We start from the raw sequence: 15835 nt of genomic DNA, 5'->3' as shown, positions 1-15835 counted from the left end.
CGGTCTGGTTATGGCGGAGTGTCTTGGCGCGTTCCATGGATCAAAGAGCCCCCCTCACCCCAGCCCTCTCCCCCGGCTGCGGCCGGGGAGATGGAGCGCAAAGCTCGCACGCCATGACTCCCTCTCCCCTGGCGCAGCCGGGGGAGAGGGCTGGGGTGAGGGGGTGCTTTTCGCTCATGACGTCACCCCTCATGCTCGGCCAGCAGCGCCAGCAACTGCGACTCGTCCCACACCGGCACGCCGAGCTCGTTGGCCTTGTCCAGTTTGGAACCGGCCGCCTCGCCCGCCACCACTACGCTGGTCTTCTTCGAGACCGAGCCGGAGACCTTGGCGCCGAGCGCCTCGAGTCGGTCCTTCGCTTCATCGCGGCTCAGCGACTGCAGCGTGCCGGTGAGCACGAAAGTCTGGCCGTCCAGTGGTGCGGCTTCGGCCGATGCGGCGGCGGGCAGCGCGGCGAGCAGTTGGTGCATCGCCTGCTCGGTGTGGAGCAGTTCGCGATGCTGGTCTTCGTCGGCGAGCATCGCTTCCAGGTTGGTGGCGGCGGCCTGCGGTACGCCGGCGACGATCCAGTGCGCGGCGCCGGCGCGCGTCAGGGCGGCGAGCGTCGGGTAGTGCTGGGCCAGCAACTGGGTGCTCTTCGGCCCGAGCTTGGAGACGTTGGCCATGTCCAGCAACACGGCGAAGTCCAGGCGCTCGCGCAGCTTCGGCGAGGGATCGCCCTCGTCGGTGAAATGCACGCCGGCGGCCAGCAGCGCATCGACCACCGCCTGGTTGCCCGGCTGCGCGAAGAAGGCGGCAATGGAACCGGCCACCTCGGCGCCGATATCCGGCAGCACGCGCAGGACCGGCGCCGGCATGCTGCGCACGAATTCCAGGCGCCCCAGCCAGGCGGCCAGCGTCTTCGCCGTGCTTTCGCCGATATGCATGATGCCCAGCGCAAACAGGAAGCGCGCCAGCGTGGTGGTGCGGCTGGCGTCGATCGCCTCGACCAGGTTCTCGGCCCACTTGGTGGCCACCTTGCCCTGCTTGACGGTCTCCGGCACGGTGCCGTCACGCTCGTCGGCGCGCTGCTTCATCGCGACGAAATCATCCACCGTCAGCGCGTAGAGATCGGCCGGCGTCTTGACCATGTCGAACTCGACCAGCGCATCCACGTAGCGCTCGCCCAGGCCGTCAATGTCCATCGCGCGACGCGAGGCGAAGTGGATCAGGGCTTCCTTGCGCTGCGCCGCGCAGATCAGGCCGCCGGAGCAGCGCCACACCGCAGCGCCCTCCTCGCGCACCAGCGCCGAGTTGCAGATCGGGCAGCGCGTGGGCATGTGCCAGGGCACCGTGTGTGGCGGGCGCTGTTCCTCGACTACCCGCACCACCTCGGGAATCACGTCGCCGGCGCGGCGCACGATCACCGTGTCGCCCACGCGCACATCGAGCCGCGCCACCTGGTCGGCGTTGTGCAGCGTGGCGTAGGTCACGGTGACGCCGGCCACCTGCACCGGCTCCATCCGCGCGCGCGGCGTGGCGGCGCCGGTGCGGCCGATCTGGATCTCGATATCCAGCAGGCGCGTCATCTGCTCCTGCGCCGGGAACTTGTGCGCGATCGCCCAGCGCGGCGCGCGCGAGACGAAGCCCATGGTGCGCTGGCCGTCGTAGTCGTCCAGCTTGTAGACCACGCCATCGATGTCGTACGGCAGCGCATCGCGCTTGGCGCCGATCGCGCGGTAGTAGGCGATCAGGCCATCGAAGCCCTTGGCGGTGGAAACCTCCGGCGATACCGGGAAGCCCCATTCGCGCAGCTTCTTCAGCGTCTGCGAATGCGTAGCCGGCAGCTCGCCGCCCTCCACCACGCCCACCGCATAGGCGAAGAAGCTCAGCTTGCGCTTGGCGGTGATCGCCGGGTCGAGCTGGCGCAGCGAGCCGGCTGCGCCGTTGCGCGGGTTGGCCAGGGTCTTTTCGCCGTGGGTGCGGGCGTGCTCGTTGAACGCTTCGAAATCCTTGCGCAGCATCACCACCTCGCCGCGCACTTCCAGCACCTCGGGCCAGCCTTTGCCGCGCAGCCGCAGCGGGATCGCGCGCACCGTGCGCAGGTTGGCGGTGACGTCCTCACCGGTTTCGCCGTCGCCGCGGGTGGCGCCCTGCACGAACACGCCGTGCTCGTAGCGCAGGCTGATTGCCAGACCATCGAGCTTGGGCTCCACCGAAAACACCGGCGCGCGGCGATCCAGCGTCTGTTCGATGCGCCGCTCGAATTCGGCCACCTCGCTGAAGCGCTCGCGGTCGGTCTCGCCCTCCTCGCTGAAGGCGTTGCCCAGCGACAGCATCGGGATGGCGTGGCGCACTTCGGCAAAGCCGCCGGTGGCGCGCGCACCAACCTTGCGGGTGGGCGAATCGGGCCTGGCCAACTCGGGGTGTTTCGCCTCCAGCGCCTCGAGCTCGCGCATCAGGCGATCGTATTCGGCGTCGGGAATCGTCGGCTCGTCCAGCACGTGGTACTGGTAATTGGCCTGCTCGATCTGTTCGCGCAGGGTGGCGGCATGCGCGGCGGCGTCGGGGTGGCGGGTCATGCGGAAAGGTTCATGCGGCGGCTCCTCGGACGGATCAGTTTAGCGAACCCGTGCGCGCTTCCCACGTGAGCAACACCCCTTCGCGTGAAGCCGTACTGACCCGTCCGCCCCTGTCTTCAGCATCGATACCTGCCAGCGCAGGTATCATGCACGGCGATGTCTCCTCCCCCTTCCCTGCCGGCAGCGGTTCCCGCGGCCGACGACGTCGCCGCCGCCTCCTCGCACGCCAGCTATCGCGGCCTGCTGTGGTTGGTGGCCGCGGCGTTCTTCATGCAGGCGCTCGATTCCACCATCGTCAACACCGCCGTGCCGGCGATGGCCACCGCGCTGGAGGTCACGCCGCTGGGCATGCGCAGCGCGCTCACCAGTTACGTGTTGACGCTGGCGATCCTGATCCCGGCCAGCCCCTGGCTGTGCGACCGCTTCGGTACGCGGCGCGTGTTCGCCGCGGCCATCGCCACGTTCGGCGTGGGCTCGCTGCTGTGCGGCGTGGCGCAGACGCTGCCGGAACTGGTGGTGGCGCGCGTGCTGCAGGGCATCGGCGGCGCCTCGCTGATGCCGGTGGGGCGCTACGTGCTGGTGCGCACGATCGACAAGCGCGAGTACGTGCACGCGATGAGCACGGTGGCCACCTTCGGCCTGCTCGGCTCGGTGCTGGGGCCGCTGCTGGGCGGCCTGCTGGTGGAGTTCACCAGTTGGCGGCTGATCTTCCTGATCAACGTACCGGTGGGCCTGGCCGGGCTGTGGATGAACCAGCGCGACATGCCGGACTACCGGCTGGAGCAGGCGCGGCCGTTCGACGTCAGCGGCTTTCTGCTGTTTGCGGCCGCCTCGGCCCTGCTGCTCACCGCGTCCGAGCAGGCCGGCGCCGAAGTGCATCACTGGTCGCTGGTGGCCGGCAGCAGTGCGCTGGCCATCGTGCTGGGCGCGCTCTACGTGTGGCACAGCCGGCGCACCACATACCCCGTGGCCGACCTCACCCTGCTGCGCGTGCGCAGCCTGTCGGTGGCGCTGGTGGGCAACCTGTTCACGCGGCTGGGCATCGGCGGCATGTTCCTGCTGCTGGTGCTGTTTCTGCAGGTGGGCTGCGGCTGGTCACCCACCATGGCGGGCCTGATGATGGTGCCGCAGGCACTGGGCTCGATCAGCTCCAAATGGGTAGTGAACCGGCTGCTGCTGCGGCTGGGCTATCGGCGCCTGTTGATCGCGAACACCACGGCCGTGGCGGTGATGCTGGCGCTGTTTTCGCTGGTCGACGGCAGCACGCCGACCTGGCTCATCGCCATGCTGGTGTACGTCTATGGCGGCTTCACCGGGCTGCAGTACACCAGCATGAACACGCTGGCCTACACCGACGTGGACATCCGCCACGCCTCGATGGCCTCGTCGATGGCCTCCACCACGCAGTACCTGTCGATCAGCTTCGGCATCGCCTTCGCCTCGCTGCTGATGGAGATCTTCGTGGGGCGCGAGGTGCACGCGGCGCACGCCTACGTGGCGGCGTTCCACATCACCGTGCTGGTGCTGGCGGCAGTCACCGCACTGGCTGCGACGATCTTCCTGCGGCTGCGACCGGACCATCCCGGCGCGGTGCGTGCAGCGGCTTCGTAACGGCTGCTACCCTGCCCGGTCCCACTGGACGATTCCAAGGACCCCGCATGCGCTGGACCCTCGCCCTTGCCGCCCTGCTCGCCAGCGCTCCGGCCGCGGCCGCCGAGGCCCAGGAGGTGAACTTCCGCCTCACCGCCCATCCGGTGGGCTGGATCGCGCTGGCGCTGTTCGTGCTCGCGTACGTGGCGGTGATCTTCGAGGAGCGCCTGCATATCGCCAAATCCAAGCCGGTGATGCTGGCCGCGGCGTTGATCTGGGGCATGCTGGCGTGGGCCACCGGCGAACCGGGCAACGTGGTGTCACCGGCGGCCACCGCGTTCGAAAGCATGTTTCTCGAATACGCGGAGATCTTCTTCTTCCTGGTGGTGGCGATGACCTACGTCACCGCGATGGGCGAGCGCAACGTGTTCGAGGCGCTACGCGACACGCTGATCCGCCGCGGCTTCGGTTACCGCTCGCTGTTCTGGATCACCGGACTGATTGCGTTCTTCCTCTCGCCGGTGCTGGACAACCTCACCACCGCGCTGGTGATGTCCGCCGTGGTGCTCGCGGTAGCCGGCGGCAACCGGCGCTTCATTGCGCTGGCGATGATCAACCTGGTGGTGGCGGCCAATGCCGGCGGCGCCTGGAGCGCGTTCGGCGACATCACCACGCTGATGGTGTGGCAGGCCGGCAAGAGCGGCTTCTTCGATTTCTTCCGGTTGTTCGCGCCGTCGCTGGTGAACTGGCTGTTGCCGGCGATCCTGATGGCGTTCGCACTGCCCAAGGGGCAACCGGAGTGCGGCGCCGGCGTGAGCCACCTCAAGCCCGGCGCCATCGGCATCTGCCTCACCTTTGCGCTGACCATCGCTGTCACCGTGGTCGGTCGCCAGTGGCTGGGCATGCCGGCGGCCTACGGCATGCTCACCGGCCTGGCGTTTCTCAACCTGGTAGCCACGCGCATCGATCGGCACCAGCGCCGCTACGCGCTGGCGCAGGGCGAGGAGCCACAGACCTACTCCATCTTCCGCATCATCGCCAACGCCGAGTGGGACACCCTGCTGTTCTTCTACGGCGTGTTCGCCTGCGTCGGCGGCCTGGCCGCGCTGGGCTACCTGGAGCTGGCCTCGCACCAGCTCTACGGCAACCTCGGCTACACCCTGGCCAACGCCATCATGGGCGTTACCTCGGCGGTGGTGGACAACATCCCGATCATGTTCGCGGTGCTCAAGATGAACCCGCCGATGGACGAGGCGCAGTGGCTACTGATCACCCTCACTGCCGGTGTCGGCGGCAGCTTGCTTTCAGTCGGCTCGGCCGCGGGGGTGGCGCTGATGGGCGCGTCGCGCGGGCAATACACCTTCATGAGCCACCTGCGCTGGACCTGGGCGATCGCGCTGGGCTACGTCGCCAGCATCGTGCTGCACCTGTGGCTGGCAAGCCACGTGTTCCACGGCTGATGATCGACCCGCCCGCCATGTAGCATGGTCGGCCACACCGAGGGAGCGACCGACGCATGCACCACGCCGCCGACATCCTGCTGACGCTGTTCGTGATCTTCATTGCCGCGCAGATCGGCGCGGAGATCGCGCAGCGGCTGAAACTGCCCGGCGTGGTCGGCGAGATCGCCGCCGGCTGCGTGGTCGGGCCCTCCGCACTGGGCTGGCTCACGCCCGAGCAGATCCTGCCCGGCACGCCGCTGGATGTGCTGGCCGAGATCGGCGTGGTGCTGCTGCTGTTCTCGGTGGGCCTGGAAACCCGCCTCGACGATCTGAAGAAGGTCGGCAAGAGCGCGTTCCTGGTCGGCGTGCTCGGCGTGATCCTGCCGTTCGGCCTCGGCGCACTGTGGGCGCACGGCGAAGGCTTCGACTGGATCAAGTCGCTGTTCGTGGCCGCCGCCTTCGTCGCCACCTCGGCCGGCATCACCGCGCGCGTGCTGCAGGAACTGGGCGTGCTGTCGCGGGTGGAGAGCCGGGTGATCCTGGGCGCGGCGGTGATCGACGACATCCTCGCCATGCTGCTGCTCGGCGTGGTGTCCTCGTTGCAGGGCGGCGGTGAATTGAATCTGCAGTCGCTGCTGCTCACCCTGGCCGGCGCCATCGGCTTCGTGGCGATCATCGGCTGGGGCGGCACCAAGGTGATGCGCCGCGGTTCCGGCTGGCTGGAAAAACCGATCAGCCCGCACTCGCCGCTGACCCTGGTGCTGGCGATCTGCCTGGGCCTGGCGTGGCTGTCCACGCGCTTCGGCCTGGCCGCCATCATCGGCGCCTTCCTCGCCGGCATGATCGCCTCTGAAACCCGTCAGCGCGAAGACCTCGAGCACAAGACCCTGCCCCTGCTCTCCTTCCTCACGCCGTTCTTCTTCGTCATCACCGGCGCCAAGGTGAGCCTGTCCGAACTGGCCAGCGTCGATGCGCTGGTGATGCTGGCCATCGTCACCGTGATCGCCATCGTCTCCAAGCTCGCCGGCGGCTTCCTCGGCGCGCTCTCGCTGGGCAAGCGCAGCGCCGCCATCGTGGGCTTCGGTATGGTGCCGCGCGGCGAGGTGGGCGTGGTGATCGCCGCACTGGGCCTGGCCGCCGGCGTGTTCAACGAACGCGTCTACGCCATCATCGTGGCGATGTCGCTGCTCACCGCGATGGTCACGCCGCCGGTGCTGGCGATGCTGCTCAAGCGGGCGCCGACGGCCCCCAGCGCCTAAGACGCTCCGACACTACGGTCGTCTGGCCCGGCTCGCTCGAGGCGCGATCGATCGGTTGATCGCTTCCAGTCGTTGCGCGATCGGCGCCAGGGTTGCTTTGCTCACACCCATCTCCTGGGCCATGGGCACCACCTTGCGCGCCACCTCGGCCATCGTCTGGATGATCGGTCGCGCCTGCGTTTCGGTCAGGTGGTAGTACGGCGCCAACTTCAACAGATCCTGCCGGGTCGGGTCCGGCGATGCACCACCGGCGAAAGTCATCGTGTGATAGCCGCCGGGCCCGGACATATACGTCAGGTCGTACGCGGGAGACATATCCCAGCGACCGTCCGGCCCTTTCACGAAAGCGAAGTTCTTGGCGTGATCGTCGCGCACGCTCATCGCCACATTGAAAACCGCGCGTGCATAGGCCTCCGCGTACGCATCGGGGGGCACCTGCAGCGCGTCCATCGCCTGCGCCAGGTTGGCGTAGTCCAGGCCGATCGCGCGATGGGAAAAATGCAGGAGACCGCCCAGCGTATGCGTGAACACGCTGCCGACCGGCGAGCGGTCGAAGCGTTCGGTCGCAAAAGCCGGCTTGCCTCGTATCGTCAGGATCACGCTGTCCATCACTCGCAACCCTGCGTCGCGGGCGCTCTGCATGTAGGCCTGCTCCAGCAGCGGCGCATCGTGGGGCTCATCGCGGCCGGCAAACTTGATCAGCCAGGATCGGTCCCCCTCCGCTGGCGCGCCAGCGGTCACCTTGGCGTAGCGAAAGTGCTCGTCGCAATCCACCATGACCTTGGGACGTGCGCCCTGGGGAGAGCTGCCAGCCTGCAAGAGCTCGTCGGACACCGCGTCGATGTGGCCTTCGATCAAGTGCTGCATGTCCCTGCCCAGCGCGTCGAGCGACATGACCTGCTCGAGGTCGTCCCCAATCACCGGCTGAAACGACAGCGAGCCCCACGCGCGATCGCCCAGGAACGCCAGGCGCGCGGCGGGCGTGATCAGCTCCGGAGGAATCCCCGCCCGTGCAAGCGCCTTGTCCATGAGGTACAGGCCCCAGCCATCGGGTAGCGCATCGTTGAGAAAACCGGGCAAGCCGAGGTACTCCGGCGGCAGCCCCTGCTCCTGGCGGCTGGACCAGACGCCCATGTCCGTGGGCAGGCGCAACGGGGAAAGATCCAGGCGCTGCGCTCGGGCCTCCTCGCTCCACTCGAAGTACGCCACAGCGTTGGCGCGCTCGTAGTTCAGGCGGCCCACCGGAACGGGCGCACCCAAGTGCGATGTCGACACTTCCACCTGGTGGATCGGGGCATGGAGCCACGCCGCAGAGATAGTCATGCCTTCTCCGACTTTTTCTTCGCGGTTGCAGGCGTCGAGCGCACACGCCGCCTCAGCACATTCGGTTCCTTGGCGCCGGTCAACTGGACGTACTGCTCGTGGGCCTTCAGATTCGGGAAATTCGGAGCGGCCAGCATGCTCAGAAAGTCGACGCCTTGGTTCAGCGCCAGGAGAATGCGCAGGAGATTCCACGAAGAGACCGCCTGGCCCTTTTCGACGGCCTTGATGGTCTGCACTGACACTCCTGCGCGCGCGGCCAGATCAGCCTGGCGCCACTTGAAGGCGATGCGCTGAAGGCGCAATCGCCGGCCCACTTCCAGCGGAAAATTGTCCATGGTCGGCACGTCCGGCCGATGCTGCGCCATCAGATCGCTCAGATCCCTCATGGAGGTCCACCGCCAGTAAAGTGCCTCTTATCATACCTTAATTAAGGTATCTCAAGAGAGCCTTTGAGAGGTGTTTTACCGCAGGCATTCAGGTGCCAAGGCCGCGACTTTCGATCAACCAGCGGCCGCCGACGCCGGCAGCGGCTAGCCGATTCACACCTCGCCGGATCGAACGCGAAGCGATCCGCTCAGCCCTTCACCGCCTGGTAAGCGCCCAGCGCCGCCGCCCGCGATTCACCCAGATCCACCATCGGCGCCGGATAGCCGGACTTGCGCAGCAGCGACGGATCCTTCCACGGCTCATGCCGCAGGGCCGGCACGGCGTTGGCCAGTTCGGGAATCCAGCGCGCCAGGTACTCGCCCTTGGCGTCGAACTTCTGCGACTGGCTGACCGGGTTGAACACGCGGAAATACGGCGCGGCGTCGGCGCCACAGCCGGCGACCCACTGCCAGCCCAGCGAGTTGTTGGGCAGGTCGGCGTCTACCAGCGTGTCCCAGAACCAGCGCGCGCCGTGGTGCCAGTGCTGGCGCAGGTTCTTGGTGAGAAAGCTGGCCACCACCATGCGCACGCGGTTGTGCATCCAGCCGGTGTGCCACAGCTCGCGCATGCCCGCATCCACCAGCGGGATGCCGGTGCGGCCGCGCTGCCAGCGCTCGATCAGCGTGTCGTCCGCTTTGGCCCAGGGGAAGCCGTCGAACTTCGGGTTGAAGTTGGCCGTGTGCGTTTCGGGGAAGTGGAACATCAGGTGATGGGCGAACTCGCGCCAGCCCAGCTCGCGCAGAAACGGCTCCACGTCCGGCCGCTTGCCGCCGCGCCTGGCCAGCAACGCGTGCAGGCCGGCCTGTGCCTGGCGCGGCGAGATCTCGCCGAAGTGCAGGTGCGGCGACAGCCGCGAGGTGCCGTGACGCGAGGGGATGTCGCGGCCTTCGGCGTAGTCGTTCACCGCGTCGTCGGCAAACAGCTCCAGCAGTTCCTGCGCGCCACGCTCGCCGGGCGTCCACGCCTTGGCCATGCCGGCATCCCAGCGGATGCGCGGCAGCAATTCCAGCGACTCCAGCGATACGCCGCCCTTGGCCGTTGCTCCGCGCAAGGGCCGCGGCACCGGCAGCGGCTCTGCGTCGTCGATCAGCGTGCGCAGGTTGCGCCAGAACGGCGTGAACACCCGGTACGGATCGCCCGTCTTGGTTTCCACCTGCCACGGCTCGCGCCACAGCGCCGCGTTGAAGCTGTGCGCGGCCACGCCCTGCTCGCGCAGCGCCTGCTTGATGTGCGTGTCGCGCGCGATGGCGGCCGGCTCGTACAGGCGGTTCCAGTACACCGCCTCGGCGCCGGTCGCCTCGATCAGTGCGGAGAGCTCGCCAAGGCTGTCGCCGGCACGCAGATGCAACTCGGCGTGGTGGGTGTGCAGCGAGGCGCGCAGGGCCTCAAGCGAATGATGCAGCCACCAGCGACTGGCCGCGCCAGGCGCCCAGTCGCGGTCTTCCCGCGGCGCGTGGATGTACACCGGCAACACGCGCTCGTGCGCGGCGCAGGCGGCATGCAAGGCGGGGTTGTCGGCCAGCCGCAGGTCGCGGCGCAGCCAGACGATGGCAAGAGACATGGGGCGTCCGGTGCGGGAATAGCCACAGGGTACGTGGAGCCCGGTGATGCAGATGCATGGCGGCGCACCGCCCACGCGGTGCCGCCGTACCGGCGCCGGATCAGCCCGTCTGGGACTGACGCTCCTGGGCGAGGTGGGCCGCGCTGTCCATCGCGATCAGCAACTCGTAGCCGCCGAACGGCTTGCGCAGGAACACGCTGCTTTCCGGAATTAGCGTCGCTTCCACACGGGGGTCGGCCGAGATCACTACCAGTGCCACCTCGGGGTAGCGCGTCATCGCCTCATGGCAGATGTCCACACCCGTGGCCTCGCCAGCGAGGATGACGTCGGCGATCAGCACATCCAGCCGCCCCAGCTGCGACATCACGTGCCGCGCCCCGTGCGAGCCGAGCGCACAGAACACCTCAAAGCCTTCCTTGCCTTCCAGCAGGATGCGCATGGTCTCAAGTACGGCAGGATCGTCGTCGACGATCAGGACCACCCGGGTGGTGCTCATTTCTTCCCCCAGCCCGCACCTACAGCAGATGCGGTGTTAGCCCCACAGTCTACCTGCGCGCCGGTCGCGCGGAAGAGTCCGTTTCCACCTTAGGAAAAAATCCTAGCCGGTTCGGATCACGGCGAAGGAGGAACGCCGACCGATGACGGCATTCAGGCCAGATAGCCGCCGGTCGAGCTGGCGAGCCAAAGCAGCAGCACGGCCACCAGCACCAGCGTCGCCGCCAGCCCCACCGCATCGATCACCGCTTCGATCCGCATGTCGAAAAGTCCGCCCAAGGAGCGCACAGCTTGGGCAGCTCATCTTTCTGGGAGATGACAGCTCAGCCGGAAACAGGCCGGGACGCCAGGAGACGCAAGAACTCCGTCATCGCCGTCGCGTCGATGACCCGCCCGCTTGGCCCCAGCATGTCGTACACGCGTTCCAGCATCCCGGACAAATCGCCGGGGAGACATCCGTTCGACGACAACTCGACAACACCGCCGAGTAGGCATAACGCGATCGACGTGCGCTTCGCATCGAAGGAGGGCGACGAAGGCGTTGCACCCGCGCCGATGTCCAGCGGGCCGGGCGCATGCGCACCCGCGTCGACCCCGGGCGTCTCGCCCACGTCGTCGATGGCGTCGCCGGCCCACATCGCGCCCTCACCCGTCATCAGCCAGACCAGCGAAACCCCCAACACCCGCGCCAATACGAGACAACGGGCGCGCGACGGGTCGCTTTTGCCATCGCGCCAGCTGCGAACCAGGCTTTCGCTAAACCCACATCGACGACCGATCTCCGTGGCGCCGTGGAAATGCTTCGCGAGCAGTTGGATGCGCTCGGCAAAACTGCTCGAAGAAACATGGGTCGGCAACGGGGATTCACTCATAGACGCTTACCGCGCAGGATTCGATTCGATGCAGGCCAGCCGCGGCGTCGCCACGCCCCCAAGGCGATGCGCGCGGCGCGACGGACCGCCCCATGGCCCGTCACTTCAATAGTTACGATATAACATAACCGAAGCGCAGCGCACCTACGCCAGTGCTCGAGGGCGATCGCTGCCTGCGGAGTGCATCCCACTTCTCAAACAGGGGGGAGGAAGTGGGCCCGGGGCCGCTCTTCCGTCCGCATCCGGCCGGCACGTGGGGTGCCCACGCACGTGTGTGCGATGGGTCGCTCAAGGGCGCATACGCGGGCGGCGCGAGTTGGAGGCCTTTCTCCTCCCTACGCCGGGTCGCTCCCCAAGCGGCGTTTCCACTGCCGCTGCCGATCGATCTGCGTGGCGCCGTTGAACTACGCCGCAAGCCACGGGATGCCCCGCGCAAAACGACTTGAACGCCACGCGCCAAAGCCGCGATCTGGAGGGCGCCGCACCCGCGGCTGGCGGCTCGCGGGGCACCGCCCAGTTGAATCTTTTCGGGCGGATGCTCGACACTCCAAGTCGTCGATGTAAACGTTTTCATCGTTGCCGCGCCGCACCCCGTTTAACCCATTGGTCAGCGGCGCCGGCGCTTTGCCCAACTCCACCCAAGGACGTCCGCCATGCCCACCCCGCCCCGCGGACGTCCCCGCCGCCTGCTCGCTTGGTTCGCCATCGCGGCGTTGTGCTTCTGGCACAGCTTGGCCCTCGCCGCCCCCGGCGTGCCGGCCGCGCATGCCGTGCTCGAACGCCTGATGCCCCACCTGGCGCCGCAGATCCACCTCACGCTCGCGCCCCGGCCCGACGGCAAGGATTACTTCCGCATCACCGGCAGCGCCGGCGACATCGAAGTGAGCGGTGGCACCATCCCCACCCTGCTCTACGGCGTGAACCACTACCTCACCACCGTGGCGCACCTGCAGGTGTCGACCAACGGCAGCCAGCTCGGACCGCCCGGCCTGGTGTTGCCCGCGCCGCCCGCGCCGATCGAGCAGGCGGCGCGGTACCGCTGGCGCTTCGCGCTGAACGAGAACACCGACGGCTACACCACGCCCTACTGGGACGAGGCGCGCTGGCAGCGCGAGATCGACATCCTCGCCCTGCACGGCACCAACGCCATGCTGCTGGAGCGCGGCATGGACACCGTGCTGTACCGCACCTTCCGCGACGCCGGCTACGACGACGCCGCGATTCGCGCCTGGATCACCAGCCCGGCGCACCAGAACTGGCAGCTCATGGGCAACATGTGCTGCTTCAACGGGCCGATCTCGCGCGCGCTGCTGGACAAGCGCGCCGCCTCGGCCCGGCACATCGTGGCGATGCTGCGCGCCGTGGGCATCGCACCGGTGCTGCAGGGCTACTACGGCATGGTGCCGGCCGACTTCGCCAGGCGGCACCCGGGCGCGCACGTGGTCGACCAGGGCGAATGGTGCGGCTTCACCCGTCCGGGCTGGCTCGACCCGCGCGACCCCTGGTTCGCCAAGCTGGCCGCGTCGTTCTACCGGCACGAGCGCGAGCTGCTGGGCGACGCGCCGATCTACGACATGGAGATCTTCCAGGAAGGCGGCGGCGCCGGAGGCGTACCGGTGGGGCCGGCGGCCCAGGCCGTGCAACAGGCCCTGCTGCGGGCGCATCCCGACGCGCTGTGGATGCAGATGGCCTGGCAGAAGAACCCGCTGCCGGAGCTGGTGGCCGCGGTGGACCCGGCGCACATGCTCATTGTGGACATCGAGCAGGGCCGCATCGCCCGCAACGACCGCGACGCCCAGTTCCACGGCATCCCGTGGCTGTTCGGCGGGCTGTGGGAATTCGGCGGTCGCACCACGCTGGGCGCGCCGCTGTACGACTACGCCGTGCGCCTGCCCACGATGGCCGCGCAGCCGGGCAGCCGCATCGTCGGCACCGGCCTGTTCACCGAGGGGCTGGACACCAACCCATTCGCGTTCGCGCTGTACACCTCGATGGCCTGGCACACCACGCCGGTGGATCTGGACCAGTGGGCTCGCGACTACGCGGTGCGCCGCTACGGCGGCGACGACCCGCACGCCGAACGCGCCTGGCAGATCCTGCGCCGCACCGCCTACGGCTTCCGCGCCGATCCGCCGCCGGGCGGCGGCGAGCGCGATGCCGCGCACGATTCGCTGTTCGCCGCCGAGCCGTCGCTCACCACCCGCCACGCCGCCACCTGGTCGTCCGACCGGCCGCGCTACGACCCGGCCGAGCTGGCCCCGGCGCTGACCGAGCTGCTGCAGGTGGCCCCGGCGCTGCGCCGCACCGACACCTACCGCTACGACCTCGTCGACGTGGCCCGCCAGGTGCTGGCCAACGAGAGCCGCCGGCTGCTGCCGCTGATCGGCCAGGCCTATACCGCGCGCGACAAACCGCGCTTCGCCGCGCTCACCGCCGAATGGCTGCGCGACATGCGCATGCAGGACACCCTGCTGCAGACCCACCGCGACTTCCTGCTCGGCGCCTGGCTGGCGCGGGTGCCGCCGTGGGCATCCTCACCTGGTGAGCTGGCCCGGCTGAACTACGACGCGCGCTCCATCCTCACCACCTGGGGCGAGCGCAAGGCCGCGGTCGACGGCGGCCTGCGCGACTACGCCAACCGCGACTGGGCCGGCCTGGTGGGCGACTACTACCTGCCGCGCTGGCGGATGTTCTTCGCCTCGCTGCAGCGCGCGCTGGATACCGGCAAGCCACCGCAGCCGATCGACTGGTACGCCTTCGGCGACCGCTGGAACCACAGCCACACCCGCTACGCCGCCGAGCCGCACGGCGACGCCTACGCCCAGGCGCTGGCCATTGCCCGCGCACTGCAGCTTGCCCCCACCGACGAGGCCCACCCTTGAACACCCCGATCGCCCCACCCTCGCGCCTGCGCGCCATCGACCTGCTGCGCGGCCTGACCATTGCCTTCATGATCATGGCCAACAACAACGGCGGCCCGCACGCCTGGTGGGCGTTCAAGCACGCCGACTGGAACGGCTTCACCCCCACCGACCTGGTATTCCCCACCTTCCTGTTCCTGGTGGGCGTGGCGATCGTCTACTCCACCGCGGCACGCTTCGCCCGTGGCGACTCCCGCAGCACGGTGCTCACCCACGCGCTGTGGCGTGCGGGGGTGCTGTTCGTGTTCGGCCTGGTGGTCAACAGCTTTCCGCATATCGACCTGGCCACCATGCGGTTCTACGGGGTACTGCAGCGCATCGCCGCCTGCTACCTGCTGGCCACGGCGCTCTACCTATGGCTGCCGTCGTGGCGGGTGTGGCTGGGCGTGATCGTCGCGGCGCTGCTCGGCTACTGGTGGCTGATACGCTTCGTGCCGGTGCCCGGGCTGGGCCTGCCGGTGCGCGACATCCCGCTGCTCGACCCGGACGCCAACCTCGCCGCCTGGCTCGACCGCCAGCTCTTCAGCGCCGCGCACCTGTACGAGCGCACCCGCGATCCGGAAGGCCTGCTCAGCACCCTGCCGGCGCTGGCCACCACGGCCATCGGCATCCTCGCCGGCCAGTGGCTGCGCAGCACACGCGACCTGCCGCGCAAGGTCCGCGGCCTGCTGGTGGCCGGGCTCGCCTGCGTGGCGCTCGGCGCGCTGTGGAACCTCGGCTTCCCGATCAACAAGAAGCTATGGACCAGCGCCTACGTGCTGTTCGCCGGCGGCTGGAGCGTGCTGCTGCTGGCGTTCTTCCTGTGGGCGGTGGACATCGCCAAACCGGCCGGTCCGAGTCGGCGCCCGCCCGCCTGGCAGATGCCGCTGCGCGTGCTCGGCACCAACGCCATCTTCGCCTACATGCTCTCCGAGCTGCTGGCAGCCGGCCTGTGGAACATCCATCTCGCCGACGGCCGCCCCGTGGCCGACGTCATCGGCACCGCCTTCGAGACCACGCTGGGCCAGAATGGCTTCATGGCGCTCACCTACGCGCTGCTCTACCTGGCGGTGTGCTGGGTGCCCACCTATGTGCTGTACCGCCGGGGGATCTTCCTCAAGGTGTAATGGCGCGGAGGAAAACGGCCGTTGCCGCTCCCTCCGCGCCGATCCAGCTACTGGTACGTCGGGTGCTCGCGCACCACGTGTGAGGTGTTGCTCATGGGCATTTGCGTGGGCAGTGCGAGGTAGGTGGCTTCCTCCTCGCGTACGCCGGGTTTCACCACGAGCGGCGGCTCCAGCCGCTGTGGGCCATCGATCTCGCGGAGAATGTCTCGCAGCGCGTCCACATCGCGGTAGATGGCGTCGCCCATCACCGTAAGCGTGGCTTCCGAAAGCTCAGCGTGA

At 68.4% G+C, this 15835-nt stretch carries 11 protein-coding genes and 1 pseudogene; 5 read left to right on the top strand and 7 right to left on the bottom strand.

Annotation, left to right across the window (positions count from 1 at the left end; all coding sequences use genetic code 11):
- Positions 1-182: 182 nt before the first annotated feature.
- The gene (gene ligA / locus ACTHJF_RS17265; protein WP_440268207.1) at positions 183-2561 is read right to left on the bottom strand and encodes an NAD-dependent DNA ligase LigA; all 2379 of its coding nucleotides are present in this window, start codon (positions 2559-2561) and stop codon (positions 183-185) included.
- A 156-nt stretch (positions 2562-2717) separates the two neighbouring features.
- On the opposite strand from ligA, the gene ACTHJF_RS17260 reads away from it, so the two are divergent.
- Genes ACTHJF_RS17260 through ACTHJF_RS17250 form a run of 3 tightly spaced genes read left to right on the top strand, consistent with a single transcriptional unit; the run spans position 2718 to position 6852 of the window.
- Positions 2718-4172: an MFS transporter gene (locus ACTHJF_RS17260; protein WP_440268206.1), complete on the top strand. Its 1455-nt coding sequence runs from the start codon at positions 2718-2720 to the stop codon at positions 4170-4172.
- A gap of 47 nt (positions 4173-4219) precedes the next feature.
- The gene (gene nhaD, locus ACTHJF_RS17255; protein ID WP_440268205.1) at positions 4220-5611 is read left to right on the top strand and encodes a sodium:proton antiporter NhaD; all 1392 of its coding nucleotides are present in this window, start codon (positions 4220-4222) and stop codon (positions 5609-5611) included.
- A 56-nt stretch (positions 5612-5667) separates the two neighbouring features.
- Positions 5668-6852: a cation:proton antiporter gene (locus ACTHJF_RS17250; protein ID WP_440268204.1), complete on the top strand. Its 1185-nt coding sequence runs from the start codon at positions 5668-5670 to the stop codon at positions 6850-6852.
- A 12-nt stretch (positions 6853-6864) separates the two neighbouring features.
- Here ACTHJF_RS17250 and ACTHJF_RS17245 read toward each other — a convergent pair whose 3' ends face one another.
- The 5 genes from ACTHJF_RS17245 to ACTHJF_RS17225 all read right to left on the bottom strand — a co-directional run bounded on the left by ACTHJF_RS17245 (position 6865) and on the right by ACTHJF_RS17225 (position 11529).
- Entirely contained in the window at positions 6865-8175 is a 1311-nt protein-coding gene (locus tag ACTHJF_RS17245; protein WP_440268203.1) for a type II toxin-antitoxin system HipA family toxin, read from the bottom strand.
- Positions 8172-8561, bottom strand: coding sequence for a helix-turn-helix domain-containing protein (locus ACTHJF_RS17240; protein ID WP_440268202.1), 390 nt, complete (start codon positions 8559-8561; stop codon positions 8172-8174). The genes ACTHJF_RS17245 and ACTHJF_RS17240 overlap by 4 nt, the downstream gene beginning before the upstream one ends.
- 188 nt (positions 8562-8749) lie before the next feature.
- On the bottom strand, positions 8750-10162 hold the full coding sequence (locus ACTHJF_RS17235) for a cryptochrome/photolyase family protein (protein WP_440268201.1): 1413 nt from the start codon (positions 10160-10162) through the stop codon (positions 8750-8752).
- Positions 10163-10262: 100 nt separating this feature from the next.
- A complete protein-coding gene (locus tag ACTHJF_RS17230) occupies positions 10263-10658 on the bottom strand; it encodes a response regulator (protein WP_440268200.1) in 396 nt (131 codons plus the stop codon).
- A 322-nt stretch (positions 10659-10980) separates the two neighbouring features.
- Positions 10981-11529 carry a transcriptional regulator gene (locus tag ACTHJF_RS17225; RefSeq protein WP_440268199.1) on the bottom strand — a complete coding sequence of 183 codons (549 nt, stop codon included), beginning with the start codon at positions 11527-11529 and terminating at the stop codon, positions 10981-10983.
- A gap of 653 nt (positions 11530-12182) precedes the next feature.
- On the opposite strand from ACTHJF_RS17225, the gene ACTHJF_RS17220 reads away from it, so the two are divergent.
- Together ACTHJF_RS17220 and ACTHJF_RS17215 are read left to right on the top strand one after the other, a co-directional pair.
- Entirely contained in the window at positions 12183-14411 is a 2229-nt protein-coding gene (locus ACTHJF_RS17220) for an alpha-N-acetylglucosaminidase (protein WP_440268198.1), read from the top strand.
- Entirely contained in the window at positions 14408-15556 is a 1149-nt protein-coding gene (locus ACTHJF_RS17215) for an acyltransferase family protein (RefSeq protein ID WP_440268197.1), read from the top strand. Before ACTHJF_RS17220 ends, ACTHJF_RS17215 begins: the two co-directional genes overlap by 4 nt.
- A 47-nt stretch (positions 15557-15603) precedes the next feature.
- Here the strand turns inward: ACTHJF_RS17215 and ACTHJF_RS17210 are convergent.
- A pseudogene (locus ACTHJF_RS17210) lies at positions 15604-15835 on the bottom strand (XAC0095 family protein); the annotation flags it as partial.

The sequence above is a fragment of the Dyella sp. genome (assembly GCF_051962475.1).
Lineage (GTDB): Bacteria > Pseudomonadota > Gammaproteobacteria > Xanthomonadales > Rhodanobacteraceae > Dyella_A.
The sequence above is the reverse complement of the archived record's forward strand: the minus strand, read 5'-3'. Positions and strand labels throughout refer to the sequence as shown.

What these genes read in the sequence shown, in the direction of transcription:
- ligA (WP_440268207.1), bottom strand. Translation starts at nt 2,561, where the DNA reads ATGACCCGCCACCCCGACGCCGCCGCGCATGCCGCCACCCTGCGCGAA.
- ACTHJF_RS17260 (WP_440268206.1), top strand. Translation starts at nt 2,718, where the DNA reads ATGTCTCCTCCCCCTTCCCTGCCGGCAGCGGTTCCCGCGGCCGACGAC.
- nhaD (WP_440268205.1), top strand. Translation starts at nt 4,220, where the DNA reads ATGCGCTGGACCCTCGCCCTTGCCGCCCTGCTCGCCAGCGCTCCGGCC.
- ACTHJF_RS17250 (WP_440268204.1), top strand. Translation starts at nt 5,668, where the DNA reads ATGCACCACGCCGCCGACATCCTGCTGACGCTGTTCGTGATCTTCATT.
- ACTHJF_RS17245 (WP_440268203.1), bottom strand. Translation starts at nt 8,175, where the DNA reads ATGACTATCTCTGCGGCGTGGCTCCATGCCCCGATCCACCAGGTGGAA.
- ACTHJF_RS17240 (WP_440268202.1), bottom strand. Translation starts at nt 8,561, where the DNA reads ATGAGGGATCTGAGCGATCTGATGGCGCAGCATCGGCCGGACGTGCCG.
- ACTHJF_RS17235 (WP_440268201.1), bottom strand. Translation starts at nt 10,162, where the DNA reads ATGTCTCTTGCCATCGTCTGGCTGCGCCGCGACCTGCGGCTGGCCGAC.
- ACTHJF_RS17230 (WP_440268200.1), bottom strand. Translation starts at nt 10,658, where the DNA reads ATGAGCACCACCCGGGTGGTCCTGATCGTCGACGACGATCCTGCCGTA.
- ACTHJF_RS17225 (WP_440268199.1), bottom strand. Translation starts at nt 11,529, where the DNA reads ATGAGTGAATCCCCGTTGCCGACCCATGTTTCTTCGAGCAGTTTTGCC.
- ACTHJF_RS17220 (WP_440268198.1), top strand. Translation starts at nt 12,183, where the DNA reads ATGCCCACCCCGCCCCGCGGACGTCCCCGCCGCCTGCTCGCTTGGTTC.